The following is a 17,311-nucleotide window of genomic DNA, read 5'->3' on the forward strand; positions in this document are numbered from 1 at the left end:
AAAAGCCGGCAGCATCAATGCTGGAATCCGGGTAAGTCGTATCGGGACTTACCGCCACTGAGTTGTCTAGCCAGTTCCGGAGGATCAGATGAAGACCTACCAGCTCTATATCGATGGCCGCTACGTCGACCCCGCCCAGGGCGAGTGGTTCGATTCGATCGACCCATATCGCGGGGAAGCTTGGGCCAAGATCCCACGCGGTTCGGCGGCAGACGCCGATCGAGCCGTGAAAGCAGCCAACAAAGCGATGTGGCGCGGCCCCTGGTCAAAGATGACGGCATCGGCGCGGGGCAAGGTGATGCGCAAGCTGGGCGACGTCGTTGCCGCCAACGCGGAGCGCCTGGCCGAGATCGAGGTGCGGGACAATGGCAAGCTCATGGCCGAGATGCTTGGCCAGCTCCGCTACCATCCGGAATGGTGGTGGTACTTCGGCGGTCTCGTCGACAAGCTCGAAGGAGGGCTGGTACCGATCGACAAGGCCGAGACGTTCGCTTACACGATGCACGAACCCGTCGGGGTCGTGGCGGCGCTCACCGCCTGGAACTCTCCGCTGCTCTTCGTGGCCTGGAAGTGCGCCGCGGCGCTCGCGGCGGGCTGCGCCGTCATCGTCAAGCCGTCGGAATTCACCTCGGCCAGCACACTAGAATTCGCGGCCCTGACCAAGGAAGCCGGTATTCCGGACGGCATTTTCAACGTGGTTACAGGCTTCGGGCCCGAGATTGGCAGCGAACTGATCGCGCATCCGGGCGTCGCCAAGATCACGTTCACAGGTTCGGATACGACCGGTTCGAAGGTCTATGAGACCGCCGCCCGCAGCCTCAAGCGCGTGTCCCTCGAGCTCGGAGGAAAGTCCCCCAATATCGTGTTCGAAGATGCCGATCTGAGCGCGGCGGCCGCCGGCGTCATCTCCGGCATCTTCGCCGCGACGGGACAGAGCTGCATTGCCGGCTCGCGCCTACTGGTGCAGAACTCGATCAAGGACAAGTTCTCGGGGCGGCTCTTGGAGCTCGCGCGCTCCGCCAAGGTCGGCGACCCCATGCAACCTGACACCAATATCGGTCCCGTCGCAACGCCGGTGCAGTACAAGAAAATCCTGGACTACATCGACATCGCGAAGGCGGAGGGCGCGCGCTGCCTGCTCGGAGGCAAGCCCGCCTCGGGCCCCGGCATCAAGGGCGGCCAGTTCGTCGAGCCGACCATCTTCATCGACGTCGAGAATTCAATGCGGATCGCGCGCGAGGAAGTCTTCGGCCCGGTGCTCTCGATCATCGGCTTTGATACTGAGGAGGAGGCCGTCCGCATTGCCAACGATACTATCTACGGCCTTGCAGCGGGCATTTGGACGAAAGATCTCGGTCGCGCCGTGCGGGTGCCGAAGCTTCTGCGCGCCGGCACGGTATGGGTCAACACCTACCGGGCGATCAGTTACATGATGCCCTTTGGGGGCATGAAGTACTCGGGCGTCGGCCGCGAGAGCGGTATCGACGCAGTCCGCGAATATCTGGAAACGAAGAGTGTTTGGATCTCGACCGCGAAGGATGTCCCGGCCAACCCCTTCGTCATGCGCTGAGGAAGGAGGACCCGGCACACCTTGCGGGCCGGTGCCGAGTTGACCTACTCGACGGATCGAAGCCTGTGATCGAGTCCGCCGCAATAGCAAACGCAATCGCTCTGCAAGCGGTCTTCCAAGGGTTCGCATTTCCGCCCGGATCAGCGGACGGCATTCCCGCCCAGATGCGCCAGCGCTCCGAAGGCGGTGTTCTGGAGACCACGGGTCAGGACGAGGTGGTCTCCTGCGTGACCGCCGATGGCGCTCAGATTAAGAACGACTTTCTGCTTCGAACAGGAAGAATCCGTGGGAAGAGGAGTGTCAGGCGGGCTCCGCGAAGGGCTGGAGTTGGACATTGAAGCCGGGCTTTCTGAGGCGTTCGGCAAGTCAGTTTGCCTTGTGCTCCCTGGGCCCGGCGGCCGAAGTGGGTTGCGCCGAGGTCACGATGTTCCGTATCCACCCCGGCGCATTCGGCCCAGTGCAGCGCCTCGTATGATCACTACAATGCCGAATCGGCCGCATTTGGCAATTCTCCATCATTTTGGCTACGGTTTGGCGGCTCGTCTGGGTATCCCATTGCTGATGGTGCCAGATGTTCAGTCAAGGTTCAGCTTGTAAAAATCAATTGCCGTTTTGGAGAACAACGCGGTCTTCTCCGCCTCGGTGTATTGCGCTGCGAGGCGCTTGAAGGCGTTAAAGATGACTTGATAGCTGCATTGGCCCTTGTCCGGCGGGAAATTGCTTTCGAACATGGCACGACTTGGGCCAAAAGCCTCGATGCAGATTTCGATATAAGGACGCCAGGCAGCCGCGACTTGTTCCGAGGACGGAGGTCTCGGGCGCATATGAAAGTCATAACCGAGCACCCACATCGCCAAGCCACCGAGTTTGACCACGACGTTCGGGCATTTTGCGATCTCCTGGATCGACGCTTTCCAGCGCGCCATCGTTTCGTCGCGCTTGCCGGCGAAACGGCCGAGACCAACGGGACCGCCGCAATGGTCAAGAACGATACGGGTGTCAGGAAATGTCCGCGCAAGGTCGGTGAGTTCACCGATTTGCGGATGAAACAGCCACGCGTCAAAGCTAAGTCCGAGCGGTGCAAGGCAAGCAAAGCCCTTGCGAAAGGTCGGATGGAGCAGCAGTTCCTTCGGCCGTGTTGCATACATGCCGGCAACGATGGGCTCCGGGTCCCATGCTGAAGAATGGCGAATGCCGCGGAAACGGCCGCTGCCGGCGCTGATTGCGGCTTCTAGCACGGGTTTGGCACCGTCGCCCAGCAGCAGATTAACGTGGCCGACGATGCCGGCGCAGATCGAGCTCTTCCCGTAGCTGCCGCTCGCGCTTATTGCGGCCACGCCGGTCGCGAATTCCACTTCGCCGATCGGACGAAACGCTTCCGGTCCGTCTGCTCGATACCCGGAACCGGCATCCACATACACCGTGGCAATGACATTATGGCCAGACGCGAGATCGGCCGCTAGTTCTTCGATCATGTACCGAAGCCCATAGTGCTCCCATAAATGATGATGTGGATCGACAATTGGGCGGCTGGGATCAATGACGTCCTCCGTATGCTGCGCGAGCCAATCTTCCCGAGGATCGGCGTAAAGCCCGCTATTTGAGGCGCGGGGGCTACTGATACCCATCGACTTGTTTCCATTCGTGCTGTAAACGATGTTCGTGCGTCGCGCCCGGCGATCGCGGTTGAGGCAAGATCCCGTATCTTTCGGAAAGGCCATGCTGCTCCGCGTAATCAAGGGAAACCCCACGCCGCCGTGTACTGGGTGCTTGCTGCTCACCTTGCACCCTCCCGCCGGCCACCAGTGGCTGCCGCGTGCAGCACGTTTTGCATTCTTCCGCATTGATAGTATCGATATCTCGATCCTCATTCCTGCAATGAGGTCCATGATACACGCTTGTATCCTGCCAGGAGACCAACTGCTACGCTTGAAGTACTCGCGGGCGCGCTATTAGCAGCAAGTCTTGTGGGGTTCGGGTAGATTTCGTCGATCAAGTAGTCGAGCATGATGAAGAATCCTGATTTAATTTTTTAGGCTGGATTGGCGATCGGTTCGGTGAAGAGCGCGGCCTGGATTTGGCACAGCAAAGCCTGAGCCATCGGACGAGACGGCGGCAGTTATAGCCAGCGGCGCGAGTACGGCGTTGTTGGCGTCGCCGTTCAACCGGAGACAATTGCGGCCAATGGGGTGCTCGGCCTTGTAACCGACGGCCGGCTCGACGGTGGCGATGGGCCCATGCATTGCTAACCGCATCCTCGCCGTGAACCTAAAGGGAATCTGGCTAAGCAGCACCCGGCTTTATGCGCGATCAGGAATGTGGCGCGGCGATCGTGAACATCTCCGCGTTGGTGGCAATCGAAGGTCACACCTTAATCCCCTATGAGCTCTTCAGGGCCGGCGCAAATCGGCTAACCTCCGTGGCGGCATCTCAAGTCACGCAGGGCGTCCGCTGCAACGCTGTCATGCTAGGCCTTATGGATACGCCCGTGGATCGGCGCCCTGTGGACGGCGGGTTTGCATGAGAAACTCTGGCACAGTCACAATGGATGCCCGGATGTCCGACAGGTAACTCCGATCCGTAGCCGAAGCGGGCTCTCGATGGAAGCGCCGAGATCACCCGCCGGTGCAAGTCGGCCGACGACCGGTTCAATGCGGTCGCCGGCCGTGGGCAAAGTTGTGCCGGTTCGTCGCGTCAAATCGCTGTATCAGCCGCCCTGACGTCCGGACGCGGACGTTGGCGCCTTCGGCTCCCCATGCCACGCGAGCTTCATTGCTGAATCGGGGACGAATCCGGCAGCTGGTGCCGAGACGCAGCCATAACTTCCGCCAGCCCACGTCAGCTCGCGATCGGCGCCGCCAGTGCCGGCGTCGAGGCGGACGATGATCGAACCTCGAGGGTAAGATCTCGTCCTGCGCTTGTACAAGATGACTCGTTTGAGCCGAGGGCTATGAGCTTGCGGGTGATGCCAAACTCGTCCGATACGCTGATAGCGCGGTGATCGCCCTCGGTATGGGCTGCCCTATGCAGGAATTATGCTCCGAAAGCCTGCTAATTGCATCAAACGATATCATAAGATCTCTATAAGCTCCACTAATTTCGATGCCAACCGTTCGCGCACTGGCGCTTGCTAGCCCAGCGCGATTGCCAAAGCGCTCTGGAAGGAGTTCACGCCAATGTGGCTTAAGAAGCCGCGGATCTCGCCGGTACCCGACGCCGCAATCACGGCCGCTCAGGTCGATGCGCTGGAACCATTTTTCTGGAGACCACGGAACGACATCGTCCGCACCCTCGCGAACAATGCTGAGGCGCTGACTTCCTTTACGCCGCGGCTCAACTACTTCTCCTCGGCAATGTGGCTCAAGCACTTTTCGTCGCCGAAGAACCACCTTCGCGGAAGAGTACTGGAGATCGTGATCCTGCGCACTGCCTTTCTTTGCAAGTCGGGCTACGAGTGGAGCCATCATGTAAATTCCGGGAGGCGTGTGGGATGAGCAAAGACGAGATAGTCGAGATCAAGCAGGGAACGCAAAGGGGGGCTTGCCGAGGCAGATCCAGGCCGTCGACGAGCTTCACCAAATTACTTCATCAATGATGCTATTTGGGCGGAGCTTGGCAGCCATTACTCAGGTCAACACCACCGGCCTTCTATACCCAGCTCACGATGATGCTCAACACATTCGGTGTGCAACTGGAGGAGGGGCTAACTCTCGACGCAGACCTTAACGGTGCCGCACCATAGCCGTGCCCCGGCAACTTGGCGCAAATGCTAACGACTGACGATGCGGATTGCACGGTGAGCCCCCTTCAATAGGTACGCCGCCGTGATGGGGTTGATAGCCTGATCTCTGTGGGCTGGATGTTCGAACACCCAAGTCCACACAATAAGACCCATGACACGGAAACAAAATGACACGCAGAGAAGGAGTTACGAAATGAGCCACGTCGCAGCTGGCACTGCTGCACGCGCAGCCGGCACCGACCCGCAGAGTTCTGTGGCATCCCAGACCTCCGCCGGCTATACACCCCCGCGGGACGGTGGTCGGCTGTTGGTCGAGGAGCTCCTTGCTCACGGCGTCGACGCGATCTTCGGCTTGGAGGGCGGGCACATCGATCCGATCCTACACGCCGCGCGCGAGGCGGGGATGAAGATGATCGATGTCCGGCACGAAGCGGTTGCTGGCTATGCCGCGGAAGGCTACTTCCGCATCACCGGCAAACCGGCCGTTAGCCTCGTAACGGCCGGTCCAGGCTTTGCCAATTCGCTGACGGGGATGGCCGGTGCCTTCCTCGACCGGATTCCCGTGCTGTTTGTGTCCGGGGCTGCGCCAACTCGAGAACCCGAGATGAATGCACTGCAGGGAGGCTTTGATCAAGTTGCGATGGCGCGGCCAGTCACCAAGTGGGCGGATCGCGCGACCTCGATAAAGGTGATCGGCCCGATGGTTCGGGCGGCGCTTCGAGCGATGTTCGCCGGTGCTCCCGGGCCGGCCTTTCTGGAGATCCCGATTGACGTTGTCTTCGGTGACGGGTCCTGTGCACCTCATCCGCCGCCGACCAAGGTAGGGCCGCCGAGGACGGCTCCATCCCCTGAAGCTGTCAGCTCTGCGCTCTCGCTGCTGGAAAACGCCGAGCGTCCGGTGATTCTCGTCGGCAGCGGTGCCCTGGTTTCGGGGTGCAGTCAAGAGCTGATTCACTTCGCGGAACGCATCGGCGCTCCCGTGTACGCGAACGTCAAGGCGCTTGGGCTCATGCCTGGGACTCATCCGCTCGCCTGTGGAAGCTTCATCACGCTGGCGCGCTCGTCCGTCTCACCAGACGTCGTCCTGATTCTCGGCGCTCGCCATGGAATGTTCATGGGGGGCGCTAGCAACGACGTCATCCCCGCAGATGCCCGCGTGATCCAGGTGGACGTTGATCATCGCGAGATCGGCCGTATCCACCCAGCGCACGTGCCAATCGTCGCGGACTGTCGTGAAACTCTTGCGGCGTTCCTTCGCGACCGCCGTCACTACCCGAACCGAACTCAGTGGACGAAGGAGGCAGCCGCCGAGACTTCGTGGCATGAGAAGCGATATGCCGAGGCACTCAACGATGATGGAAGCGACATGCATCCGTATCGAGTGCTTCGAGAGATGGCCAACTTCGTGGACGAGAAAACCGTTGTAATCGCCGAGGGCGGCGATGCGGGTGCCTGGGCGGAAGTCGTGCTTGGGCCACGCGCCGCCGGTCCCGGTCATTACTTTGGCATCGGATACTTCGGGAATCTTGGGATGCACCAAGGGCTCGCTATAGGTACTCAGCTCGCTCGACCTGACCTGAGAGTAATCTGTGTCACGGGCGATGGATCTGCCGGATTCCAGATGCAGGAGTTGGACACGATGGTTCGCCATCGGCTGCCAATCGTGACGGTGGTCTTCAATGACCGCGCTTGGGGAATGAGCAGAAATTACATGATCAATCAGCCACGGGGCAGCACGTGGGTCGACCTCGGCGACAACCTGCGCTATGATCAGGTATGCGAGGCATGCGGTGGTCACGGTGAGTTCGTCACGTCAAGCGATCAGCTACCTGGGGCGCTGGCGCGCGCCTTGAAGTCGGGCCGCACCGCATGCGTCAATGTGTTCACGCGGTCAGCCGTAAGCCCGAAGTCCGAGCAGTACACCCGGCTCGGAAAAATGGGGGAGATAGTCCTGCCGTATTATCGGGACCCCGACGCATAGCCGTCAGCCTGATGCCGTGTTGCACTCATTACGGGGCGGCCGGTTGGATCGGGTCAGCTGTTGTTCCACATCTGGCCCGCACCGGACATGTAGTCCACTGACACAAGTGCGTGCCGCCTCTGCAGTAGTCAGTGAGATCGAAGCTGAAGGTGGCTGAGCCAACACGGCGGGGTCGGCCTAACCGACGATGAGTTGGACCGCCTGCGGAGCCGGGATGTGGAGGTTGACAAGCTATCCGACGAGGACATTGAGGATTTGGCTGCTGATCGCGCCCGCAAGTGCGTCGAGGATGCTCTGACCGCCGCGTCAGAAGCGGCACGCATCATCCTGGACGGCGTCAGGGCCGACAGATGGCGTATCCTGATTGGTGTTCACGCCGAGGAACTCGATCAGCGACTCCGGCAGGACGTTGAAAACGTCTACATGCCGGAGTTCTATAAGAGTGCTGCCGAAAGGTGGGCTGGTGGCGGGCCCGAATCATCCATGAGTTTTCGTCTTTTTCCTGCGGTTAGGTTCGCCCGCGTTGGCGGGGCTAATGCATCGTGTCGAGCGCACCTACTCCACGCAAAATATACGTGCGGCTGACAGCGCATCCCGAGGGTTAAGTGCCAACCAGCCCTATAGCGATGTATTCCGGCTTGCCGGGGGCTTGGCAGTGGCGATCAGCTGTGCCAGGTCAGCGCGATGACGGCTTATGCGTTTCCGGGCGCATAGTCCGAAGGTCCTGATGGAAGGAGAACGATATCGATGAAGCTCAAGAAGCCCCGTTTCGCTCCCTTGTCTGACGCGGAGCTCACCCGCGAGCAGGCCGAGGCACTGGAACCCTACTTCTGGGGCAACCCCAGCAATATCATGCGCACGCTCGCTCACAGTCCGGTGGCCCTCAGCCGCTTTACGCCGTGGTGCAGCTACTTCCTCTCGCGGCACATGCACCTTCCGCTGCGGCAGAAGGAGATCGTGATCCTGCGCACGGGATTCCTGTGCAAGTCCGGTTATGAATGGGCCCATCACGCCAATTCGGCCAGACGCGTCGGGATGACTGAGGAGGAGCTGTCTGCCATCAAGTCCGGCGCGGACGCCGGCTGGAAGCCAGCGGAAGCCGTCTTGATGCGGGCGGTCGATGAGTTGGTGGGCAACCACTTCATCTCCGATCCGACCTGGACGGAGCTTCAGCGGTACTACTCCAAGGAGCAGTGCATGGACGTCGTCTATACGGCAGCCTTCTACGCGCAGCTCTCGATGATCCTAAACACCTTCGGCGTGCAGATGGAGGAGGGCCTCACTCTGGATCCCGACTTCAGGCCGACCTGAGGGCACCGCCGCCGTGTTCTCTTAAACAACAGGAATCATCATTGAGCGCCGCAGGAGCGTGGATGGCCACGTGCAACACCGATGTGCTGGGAACAGAGGAGGCGCTTCGATTGATCGGGGGCTCGGTTGTTCGTGGTCAGCCGCGCCGCGGACGGCGAGTACTTCGCCATGATAGCCATTGCTCCCACAGAAGGTCCATCTCTCAGGGTATTGTCGGCGGCCCGATCATAGAATACCCCAAGCACTCGGAACCTTCGACACGTGCGGGGAGGGGGCTGCCCGCCTTCGTCGACCTTCGCAGCAATGAGGTGAAGGTCGAAGGCGAGCGCGTATTCATCAAGCTGTGAGCAGAGCGAGACGCAAACAGCGTTTGCTCGTTCTGCAGTCGCTCTGGGCGCTAGAGAGGCTTCAATCCGAGGTTTTCCGCTCCATCGAGGATCGCTTGGAAATAGCGAAAGAGGCCGGCGTCAAATCTGCGCTCCACAGATCGGGTCGCGTCATCCCAGCCGGGGTTTCAATCATGAGAGCGGAAGTCTCCCCAGAATGCCGAGCATGCGTATATGAGGCGCAGAGCCTCCGCTAGTCGCGCTGTCTGGGTACGGGTCCGATGACGGGTGCTTTCCGCTGCGAGGCAGAGTGGCCTAGCCCCTGGGCGCTACGGACAGCGCGCAACGTCCTTGTAGACGTTCGTTGTGGAGCTTCGCATCGAATTCGGAAGCGCGGTCTAAGCACGTCTAGGCTGTCTCCGAGGCGTAGTCGAAGCCTGCTCCGATGAAGCCGACGGCTCGAGACAGGACATCTGGCCCCTGACAGACGAGAAGCTCGATCATGCATTCGATAAGCCTAACCAGATCAATCCGTATGTAAGCAAGTGGTGGAGCGCGGGCAGTGAACCGCCTCAACTGCTGGTCAACGGTGAATACGCGATGACCAGTGCGTTCGACGGCCGTGTGACCGCCGCCATTCGAAAAGGGGCGCCGCTCAAGTTCGTTTGGGAAGGGGCCTGGCTCACGTATAGCTATGCAGCGATTCTTAAAGGCGGGCCCGATACAGCGAATGCGCAAAAACTGTTTGCTCTTGAACCGGGCGCAGATTGCGGCCGGATTTACTCAAGGTACTGGCTATCCCGGGCCGAATACACACCAGCTCCAGTATCTCCCAGCGGAGTGGATCCCGCTGCTCAGCATCGGCCCAAGAATGCTAAGGTCATTCCGGAGGACTCCGCTTGGCTGGCTGCCAGGCGGCCTGATGGTAAGACGAATGCAGATCATCTGCAGGAGCGTTGGCTCGCATGGCGGGCGCAATGAACTCTCGAATGCTTGGCGGCGTCTCCTGGAGAAGTCGAGAAGATAGATGAAGACGAGCAGATCGCTGTGCAGTAGAAAGACTGTGAGCGTCATCCGGCGACCACGCACTGAGGGCTGATCTAGGTGTTTTGTCCCAGACTTTGATGGTGCATTTCGCATGATTCGAAGGAAGCGCTAAGGGACAAGTTTTACACGCCTGCGCCACCACGACGGAGGCAGTCCGTCGAGCAATACAAAATTAGTCAAGAGAGTCTGAGAGCCGTCGCCAAGGGCTACGGGATCAACCAGAAGACTGTCGCGAAGTGGAAGCAGCGCGGGACTATGACCAATCTGCCGACAGGCCCCAAGGAAGCCAAGTCGACCGTCCTTTCCATTGAGGAGGAGGCGATTATCGTTGCTTTCCGGCGGCATACGCTGCTGCCGCTCGATGATTGCCTCTATGCACTGCAGCCGACCATCCCGCATCTGAGGCGATCATCCCTGCATCGCTGCCTCCAGCGCCATGGCATCAGCCGATTGCCGGAGGTCGAAGGCAGCAAGCCTGCAAAGGAAACGTTCAAGGGCTATCCGATTGGCTATTTCCACATCGACATCGCTGAGCTCCAAACCGCTGAAGGCAAGCTCTACCTCTATGTCGCGATCGATCGCACCAGCAAGTTCGCCTTCGTCCAACTGGTCAGGAAGACGGGACGGACCTCCGCCGCGGCCTTCCTCGAAGCTCTGATCACCGACAGTGGGACCCAGTTCACTTTCCCACCGCGCTACGCGGACGGCCCGACGGCAAGATACGCGACACAATGTTCGACATGCGCTGCCAAGGGAACGGGATCGAACATCGGCTGACCAAGATCAAGCATCCCTGGACCAATGGCCAGGTCGAGCGCATGAACCGCACGATCAAGGAAGCGAGCGTTCAACAGCTAAATTTCGATCGACACGATCAGCTCCCTACAACTACGCGCGGAGGCTGAAGACCTTGAAGGGTCTCACGCCTTACGAATACATCTGCAAATCCTGGACTTCCCAGCCAGAACGATTCAAACTCAATCCGTTCCAGAAAATGCCGGGGCTAAACACCTAGTCGGCTAGGAAGGTCTCGTGGATTGGTTCGTCACGAGGTCACCATGTCGAAAGATAGTTGTAAGGATGGCGATAAGGATAGGCATACGCCTATCCTTGAGGACGGCTCCGACACGCTGCGGCGCGTCGAGATCATCACGCGGACCGGCCGACGACGGTGCTGGCCGACCGATGCGAAAGCGGCGATTGTCGCGGAGAGTTTTGCGCCGGGTGCATGCGCTTCCGGGGTGGCGCGGCGACACGACATCAGCCCGAGCCTGTTGTTTCTTTGGCCTCGCCAGGCCACGCGGGCGAAGCTCGCGGAACGCAGGGATGGAGGCATGCCATCAGCCTTTGTGCCGGTCGCAATCACCGACTGTGGAGGCAAATTGCCACTATGCGAGGAGCAGGGAGCGATTGAGATCGAGGTCGGCGCAGTTCGCATCCGTGTCATGGGAACGGTCGATCGGCGAGCACTCTGCGAGGTGCTTGCTGCAGTCGGGACGGTCGGCCGATGATCGGGCCCCGCGCTGGGTTATCGGTCTGGATCGCGACGCAGCCGGTCGATTTCCGTCGCGGCATGGACTCGCTGGCGATGCTGGTAAGCGAGGCGTTTGGAGCCGAGGCTTCCGGAGCATTTGCCGCGCATCGACGTCGTGATCGATATCGAGAGCCACGTCTGCCCCTGCTGCGGCGAGCGGCTGCACAAGATCGGGGAGACCGTCAAGGAAGCCTTCGACGTCATTCCGATGCAGTACCAGGTCAAGCGCATTGTGCGTCCGCGCTACGGCTGCCGGGGATGCCTCCAGGGTGTGCTGCAGGCACCCGCGCCGGCCCAGGCGATCGACGGCGGGATGGTGACGGAAGCCTTGCTGGCCCACATCGCGGTGATGAAATACGGCTACCAGCTGCCGCTGTATCGGCAGGAACAGATGTTCGCCGCGCAAGGCACGCTTGACCGGCAGACGCTGGCCTCATGGATGGGCCGCGCCGCCTGGTGGCTGAAGCCGCTTCACACGCTGTTGCGCAACACAGTGATGTCCTACCCGCGGCTGTTTGCCGACGAGACGCCATTGCCGGTTCTCGATCCCGGCCGTGGCAGGACCAAAGTCTGCCAGTTCTGGGCGATCGCCACCGATGACGGCCCGTGGGGCGGCCCCGCGCCGCCGGCGGTGGTCTACATGTTTGCCGAGGATCGCAAGGCGATCCGCGCCAAGCATCTGTTCGGGGACTGCCACGGCATCCTGCAGGTCGACGTGTGTGGACGCCCCAGTAAATGCAAGCAAAATCTAGGTTCGGAACAGGCATGTGGTCGGGTGCTGACGTGTGTCCGGCCTCGTGATGCGACCTCTACACGTCGCGGGCCCTTATGCAATGCGTGGATTGGATCCAATTCGGCTACGCGTGCTCTCTGGCACTCATCGACCTCTTGATTCTTCCAATCCTATTCCCTGACCGATTGCCCATAATCCTCCGTTAGACCTTACCACATTCCCGACGTCTCTCGGCTTCTGGCCCTGCGTTACGCAACACCAGACGCTGGAGCTTGGTAAACGCCACCGCGGACCATCAAGGCCCAAGCGATACGCGCCAATTTGTTGGCTAGAGCGACCGGAATCAGCTTTGGAGGCTTCTTCGAGAGCATTCTCGCCAGCCAGGATCCTGCTGGCGATCCATATCGTCTTGCCCATCGCACGACGGCGGTCGCACCAAGCACAAGGAGGCGTCGGAGATCTCGCCGCGCCATCCTGGAGATTTTGCCAAGCCTGTCCTTGCCTCCGGAAGAACTCTGTTTGGGCGTGAGACCAATCCAGGCCGCAAAATCACGCCCCTTGGAAAAGGTCTCCGCCGAGGGCGCCAAGGCCTCTATCGCTGTGGCGCAGATTGTCCCGATCCCCGGAATAGTCATTAAGCGAGAGGCGACCTGGTCCTTTCTAGCGCGCATCCGAAGTCCCTTCTCCAGTTCTACTATCTGCTCCGACAGGGCTTCCACATGCTTCAAGAGATTCTGGCAAAGGCCACGAGCAAGATCGGGCAGGTCCGGATATGTTGCTAAGAGCTCATCCAAGCGGGGGATATGTCTCACGCCTGAGCAACGATCAAGCCGTATTCCGCAAGATGTCCGCGCAAAGCGTTAATCGCCTGTGTACGCTGTCGAACCAAGAGATCACGAACCTTGAATGCCATGGAAGAGGCTTGTTTCTCGGCGCTCTTGACGCCGACAAAGCGCATCGTTGGTCGAGACGCGGCTTCAGCGATCGCTTCCGCATCCGCTGCATCGTTCTTCTGACGCTTACGGACGCATTGAAATAGACAGCAATACGGTCGAGCGCAGCATCAAGCCGATAGGCCTGGGAAAGAAGAACTACTTGCTCGCCGGCAGTGAAGGCGGCGTCGAGAAATGGGCCATTCTCGCGTCGTTCATCAACACGGCAAAGCTGCAAGACATCGACCCGCGGCACTATCTGACCGATGTTATCGAGCGCATCGTCTCCGGACGTACAAAGATCAATCAGCTGCACATGCTGTTGCCGTGGAATTGGAAGGCCGAGCGCGACAGTTCGCTGGCAAAGCTCGCCGCCTGATCAGTTCGACGGCAGGGCATCTGGAACTTCCTGCGCATCGCTGGTGTCGTCATAGATCTCCTCCCGGATCACGCGCAGCGTCAGCTCGTGCAGATAGACTTGCAACGCCCTCTCCAGCCTCGGTGAACTCCGGCAACAGAACTTTGTCGACGAAGCCTCGGGACGCACGGATCACCACCGTGTTGCGTCGTTGGCGGTGATAACGAAACGGCCGCAGCCCGTACCGGCGGCAAAGCGCCAAAAATAGGTGCCGCGACCATTAGTCAGGAAGTGAGAATTGCTGCTCGATCGGCAGATCGTGGCGAGCGAGCTCCGCGACCCGGGCACGCACCGCTGTAGCGCAGCTTCCGCCGCAAGGCGCTCACCGGCAGTTCCGGCACCCGCGAACAACGCCTCGATCTTCCGGAGCTTCTCGCGCAGCTGCTGGTCATTCTGATCCCCGTTACCCGCTCCGAACCGGGATCACCCCATCACCGCGCCCCGGCAGCGTCAATCATCCCGACCGCGCTATCCAGAACATTCCGCGCAAGTCAAGCCCAGGCACCAGTGATCTTCTCGTGACGCTCACGAAAGACTCTACGGTGTTTTACTTCGAGCGGGTCTGCCGATGGTCCTTCCGTAGAATACGACGCGCCAGGCTTTGGAACCTTCGCGGAAGCGGTTGTGGCCGCGGTGAGTGCTGTTGCGCCAAAAGAACTCAAGCTCGGCGTCGACGGTCGCGGTGGTACTGACCTGAAAACGCTGCTCGGGGCAGCAAGGCCGATTGTTGACATCAGCGATGCGGTTGTTCGTAGCCGGTTGACAAAGCTTCCGGGAGAACTGGTTCGTCTTAGAAGAGCGACTCAGCTCGTTGAAGCCGGCATCGACGCGATCCGGCGGGAGTTCAAAGTCGGCATGAGCGAATGGGAGCTCGCCGGTCTGGGTGCGAGCGAAATGCTTCGCGGCGGCGGCGTCCCCGACTCATCAGTATGACGACGGGTCCGCGCTCAGCACTTGTGGACGCATACCTGACAGCGCGCAAAATCTATGCGGGAGACATCATCCGCCTTGATGCCGGCTGCGTAGTTGATGGGTACAAATCTGACATGGCGCGTACTTTTGTTGCGGGGGATGCTTCGAAGCTTATCACTGCACGCTACAAGGCCATGCTGAGGGGCTTGAAGCGGAACTCGCCGCAGTGCGGTCCGGAGCAAAGGTGCGCGACGTTCACCTGGCGGCAGTCAATGCTACCCGCAGCGCGGGCACCCCCTCATATCGGCGACATCACTTCGGGCATGGCATTGGCCTTAGTGGATATGAATATCCGCTCATCAACGAGGCGTCTGAGGCCGTTCTGGCAGACGGGTATGTGTCTCTGCGTTGAAACGCGGTTCTATGAACTAGGATGGGGCGGGATGATGATCGAAGACACGATCTGCGTCACAGAAAACGGGTTCGATCCGATCACGACGATACCGCGGCGCCTATTTCAACTCGCGTAAGCGGAGACTCGGAATATATCTGCCGCGCAGTGCGATCTCCCGGCCGAGTGGATCCCGCTGCTCAGCATCGATCTGAAGAATACTTCTAAAGTCATTCCTGAGAGCGCCGTTTGACTGGTTGACAAGCTGCCTGATGGTTAGTCGAATGCAGATCATCTGCAGGAGCACTGGCTGGTATGGCGGACGCAATGAGCGATTGCAGGCCGTCGCAATGACTGACGCGCGACGGCGAACGCACGCAAAGAGCTGTACACAAAAAGAGAACCGTTCCAAGTCGCGTCCTGCAAGGTCGATCCTCATGAAAATATCATGCTGATGGCCACAGCCGCAAAATGGCCCGCTGCCTCCAACTTTAAAGAAGCGGACCATATCGGTACTGCGCCCTTCGCGAAGTTCAGGCGTGCAGCGGCGGCCCCAGACGCGCGCTTTGAAAACGGACTGGCTTAGTGCGACGCCTCCAACACGCGTGCTGGACCGTTACATATAAGCAGCCTGAGTGTCCGATTCGATCGGCCGCGGCACCCGTCTCGAATCAGCTTCATCCGTAATGACCTGGCCCGCGCCTGCGGCATTTCGTCGAGCAGCTGCCGATAATCGGTGAAATTCGGCTCGATTGGCCCGCTATCATCGTGCTCAATTCCAAGTCCTGCGCGCCTTGGACCGAAAAACAATGCGCCGAATTCTAGAGGGGAAGCTCATGACTAAACAGAATTCTAGTCGAGTAAGCCGACGCTCGTTACTTCAATCAATGGCTGCCTCAGTGAGCGTACCCTTCGTCGCGAAGCCCATCACTGCTTGGGCAGAAGAAAAGATTGCCGGTACTGGCGAAGTCATTGTCTGCAGCTATGGCGGATCATTTACCGAAAGGGTCCGTCAATACGTTTTTGAGCCCTATACTAAAGTGACTGGCATCCGGGTTGTCGATGTGACCGCCGATCTCGCCGAGCCGCAGATCAAGGCAATGAGCGCCGCCAAGCGTGTCGATTGGGACGTTGCTTTTGCCACAATGCGCGGTTACCCGGAGCTGCGCGAGATCGGCGCTTTCTTGCCTATCGACTACAGCCTTTGGGACGAGGAAGCGCTAAAAGGTGTACCGGAGTCTGCGCGTCATAAAGATGCGGTCCTTGCATTCCAATCGGCGAATATGCTCGTTTATGACAAGCGCGCTTTTCCGACGGGAGGACCGAAAAGCTGGGCGGATTTTTGGAACGTGAAGGAGTTCCCAGGGCCGAGAGGGCTCGACGCTACACTCGGTTATGCTCCCATTTTGTACGCGCTTATCGCTGATGGCGTTGCGCACAAGGATGTCTGGCCCCTGACCGATGCCAAGATCGATCGCGCGTTTAAGAAGCTCGACAAGATCAAGCCGCACATCACCAAGTGGTGGACGGCAGGGGGAGAACCGATGCAGCTGCTCATCAACCGCGAATATGCGCTGACAAGCTCTTTCGATGGCCGTGCCCTCGCAGCTCTTCGGCAGGGGGCGCCTATTCGTATGGTATGGGATGGCGCTGTTGTAGGCGATAACTATTGGACGGTTCTTAAGGGCGGTCCGAATAGCGCAAATGCGCAAAAATTCATTGCATTCGTCAATCGGGCCGACATAGCGGCCGGCTTTACGCAGGGGAGTGGCTATCCTGGCCCGAACACAAATCAGCTCAAGTATCTGCCGGCCGATCTAGCTCCATTGATCAGCATAAACCCTGACAATAGTGCGAAGACAATCCGGATCGATTCTGATTGGGTTGCGGGCAAGCGTTCCGATGGCAAGAGCAACTGGAACTATCTCCAAGACCGTTGGCTCGCATGGCGGGCGCAATAGTCTCGTTGCCGACCTATAGCTAGCAACGAATGTTCTTGCAGGCGGCGTCATTGGCTGGCCCACACAATGGACCTTGGTTGTTTCTGCCAGAAGCACCTTCCTCCTATATCGTGTTATGGCGGCTAGCGGGATTTATCTTGCTCTCATTGGCGTGGCAATTCATGCTGGTACTTGTTCGCACTCTACTTAATCAGCCCACCGCCATGGCTAAAGCACACGATTCTTTGCAGACATCGCGACACCGTGCGCTTCACTTGTTAGGGCGGTTCCTTCGTCCGATACGCGTTTGATGCGACTTTTCGCGTCCTTCTCCGCGCGGGATGACAAAGGGCGTATGGCGCTTTGGAGCCGACATGAATGATCATGATGCGTGCATCCAGGGACGGCACGGACCATGCGCGGCAGAGTGCCCGTTGAACTTTCAAAACAGCGCTCTGCCAGAGGCAGTTGGTT

General features: G+C 59.5%; 14 protein-coding genes and 2 pseudogenes. 14 read left to right on the forward strand and 2 right to left on the reverse strand.

The genetic code is table 11. The annotated features are described in order from the left end of the window. Nucleotides 1-88: 88 nt before the first annotated feature. Both HZZ16_RS26385 and HZZ16_RS38440 read left to right on the forward strand, forming a co-directional pair. Nucleotides 89-1,570 carry an aldehyde dehydrogenase gene (locus HZZ16_RS26385; RefSeq protein WP_197952759.1) on the forward strand — a complete coding sequence of 494 codons (1,482 nt, stop codon included), beginning with the start codon at nt 89-91 and terminating at the stop codon, nt 1,568-1,570. After that, nucleotides 1,519-1,908, forward strand: a complete 390-nt coding sequence (locus HZZ16_RS38440; RefSeq protein WP_376707597.1) for a hypothetical protein — start codon at nt 1,519-1,521, stop codon at nt 1,906-1,908. The genes HZZ16_RS26385 and HZZ16_RS38440 overlap by 52 nt, the downstream gene beginning before the upstream one ends. A 237-nt stretch (nt 1,909-2,145) precedes the next feature. Here HZZ16_RS38440 and HZZ16_RS26390 read toward each other — a convergent pair whose 3' ends face one another. Next, nucleotides 2,146-3,198 (reverse strand): amidohydrolase family protein, encoded by a 1,053-nt coding sequence (locus HZZ16_RS26390; RefSeq protein ID WP_197952791.1) that lies wholly within the window; start codon nt 3,196-3,198, stop codon nt 2,146-2,148. Nucleotides 3,199-4,746: 1,548 nt separating this feature from the next. Here HZZ16_RS26390 and HZZ16_RS26395 point away from each other — a divergent pair. From HZZ16_RS26395 to tnpC, 8 genes and pseudogenes are all read left to right on the forward strand, one after another. After that, nucleotides 4,747-5,064 (forward strand): carboxymuconolactone decarboxylase family protein, encoded by a 318-nt coding sequence (locus HZZ16_RS26395; RefSeq protein ID WP_197952760.1) that lies wholly within the window; start codon nt 4,747-4,749, stop codon nt 5,062-5,064. Nucleotides 5,065-5,505: 441 nt separating this feature from the next. Further along, nucleotides 5,506-7,293, forward strand: coding sequence for a thiamine pyrophosphate-binding protein (locus HZZ16_RS26400; protein WP_283815873.1), 1,788 nt, complete (start codon nt 5,506-5,508; stop codon nt 7,291-7,293). Between the two features lie 216 nt (nt 7,294-7,509). Next, complete coding sequence (locus HZZ16_RS26405) at nt 7,510-7,878, forward strand: hypothetical protein (RefSeq protein WP_197952762.1); 369 nt, start codon at nt 7,510-7,512, stop codon at nt 7,876-7,878. Between the two features lie 162 nt (nt 7,879-8,040). Beyond that, nucleotides 8,041-8,604, forward strand: coding sequence for a carboxymuconolactone decarboxylase family protein (locus HZZ16_RS26410; protein WP_197952763.1), 564 nt, complete (start codon nt 8,041-8,043; stop codon nt 8,602-8,604). An 806-nt stretch (nt 8,605-9,410) separates the two neighbouring features. After that, complete coding sequence (locus HZZ16_RS26415; RefSeq protein ID WP_512699530.1) at nt 9,411-9,911, forward strand: hypothetical protein; 501 nt, start codon at nt 9,411-9,413, stop codon at nt 9,909-9,911. A gap of 230 nt (nt 9,912-10,141) precedes the next feature. Next, nucleotides 10,142-10,992: pseudogene (locus HZZ16_RS26420) on the forward strand (transposase family protein). A gap of 43 nt (nt 10,993-11,035) precedes the next feature. Then, entirely contained in the window at nt 11,036-11,488 is a 453-nt protein-coding gene (tnpA, locus tag HZZ16_RS26425; protein WP_197952765.1) for an IS66-like element accessory protein TnpA, read from the forward strand. A gap of 96 nt (nt 11,489-11,584) precedes the next feature. Then, complete coding sequence (gene tnpC / locus HZZ16_RS26430) at nt 11,585-12,403, forward strand: IS66 family transposase (protein WP_283815874.1); 819 nt, start codon at nt 11,585-11,587, stop codon at nt 12,401-12,403. Nucleotides 12,404-12,492: 89 nt separating this feature from the next. Here tnpC and HZZ16_RS26435 read toward each other — a convergent pair. After that, nucleotides 12,493-13,265, reverse strand: a pseudogene (locus HZZ16_RS26435) (IS110 family RNA-guided transposase); the annotation flags it as partial. Here HZZ16_RS26435 and HZZ16_RS26445 point away from each other — a divergent pair. The 4 genes from HZZ16_RS26445 to HZZ16_RS26465 all read left to right on the forward strand — a co-directional run bounded on the left by HZZ16_RS26445 (nt 13,205) and on the right by HZZ16_RS26465 (nt 16,858). Continuing rightward, on the forward strand, nt 13,205-13,555 hold the full coding sequence (locus tag HZZ16_RS26445; RefSeq protein ID WP_246510451.1) for a transposase domain-containing protein: 351 nt from the start codon (nt 13,205-13,207) through the stop codon (nt 13,553-13,555). The pseudogene HZZ16_RS26435 and the gene HZZ16_RS26445 overlap by 61 nt on opposite strands. A 663-nt stretch (nt 13,556-14,218) precedes the next feature. After that, the gene (locus HZZ16_RS26455) at nt 14,219-14,527 is read left to right on the forward strand and encodes a hypothetical protein (protein WP_197952767.1); all 309 of its coding nucleotides are present in this window, start codon (nt 14,219-14,221) and stop codon (nt 14,525-14,527) included. Then, nucleotides 14,524-15,036 (forward strand): M24 family metallopeptidase, encoded by a 513-nt coding sequence (locus HZZ16_RS26460; protein WP_197952768.1) that lies wholly within the window; start codon nt 14,524-14,526, stop codon nt 15,034-15,036. The genes HZZ16_RS26455 and HZZ16_RS26460 overlap by 4 nt, the downstream gene beginning before the upstream one ends. A 697-nt stretch (nt 15,037-15,733) precedes the next feature. After that, nucleotides 15,734-16,858, forward strand: coding sequence for an ABC transporter substrate-binding protein (locus HZZ16_RS26465; protein WP_197952769.1), 1,125 nt, complete (start codon nt 15,734-15,736; stop codon nt 16,856-16,858). Nucleotides 16,859-17,311: the final 453 nt, after the last annotated feature.

This window comes from Bradyrhizobium glycinis, assembly GCF_016031655.1.
Taxonomy (GTDB): domain Bacteria; phylum Pseudomonadota; class Alphaproteobacteria; order Rhizobiales; family Xanthobacteraceae; genus Bradyrhizobium; species Bradyrhizobium glycinis.

Bases quoted from the DNA above. Each gene is read 5' to 3' on its own strand.
- HZZ16_RS26385 (WP_197952759.1), top strand. From the start codon at position 89: ATGAAGACCTACCAGCTCTATATCGATGGCCGCTACGTCGACCCCGCC.
- HZZ16_RS26390 (WP_197952791.1), bottom strand. From the start codon at position 3,198: ATGGGTATCAGTAGCCCCCGCGCCTCAAATAGCGGGCTTTACGCCGAT.
- HZZ16_RS26395 (WP_197952760.1), top strand. From the start codon at position 4,747: ATGTGGCTTAAGAAGCCGCGGATCTCGCCGGTACCCGACGCCGCAATC.
- HZZ16_RS26400 (WP_283815873.1), top strand. From the start codon at position 5,506: ATGAGCCACGTCGCAGCTGGCACTGCTGCACGCGCAGCCGGCACCGAC.
- HZZ16_RS26410 (WP_197952763.1), top strand. From the start codon at position 8,041: ATGAAGCTCAAGAAGCCCCGTTTCGCTCCCTTGTCTGACGCGGAGCTC.
- tnpA (WP_197952765.1), top strand. From the start codon at position 11,036: ATGTCGAAAGATAGTTGTAAGGATGGCGATAAGGATAGGCATACGCCT.
- HZZ16_RS26460 (WP_197952768.1), top strand. From the start codon at position 14,524: ATGACGACGGGTCCGCGCTCAGCACTTGTGGACGCATACCTGACAGCG.
- HZZ16_RS26465 (WP_197952769.1), top strand. From the start codon at position 15,734: ATGACTAAACAGAATTCTAGTCGAGTAAGCCGACGCTCGTTACTTCAA.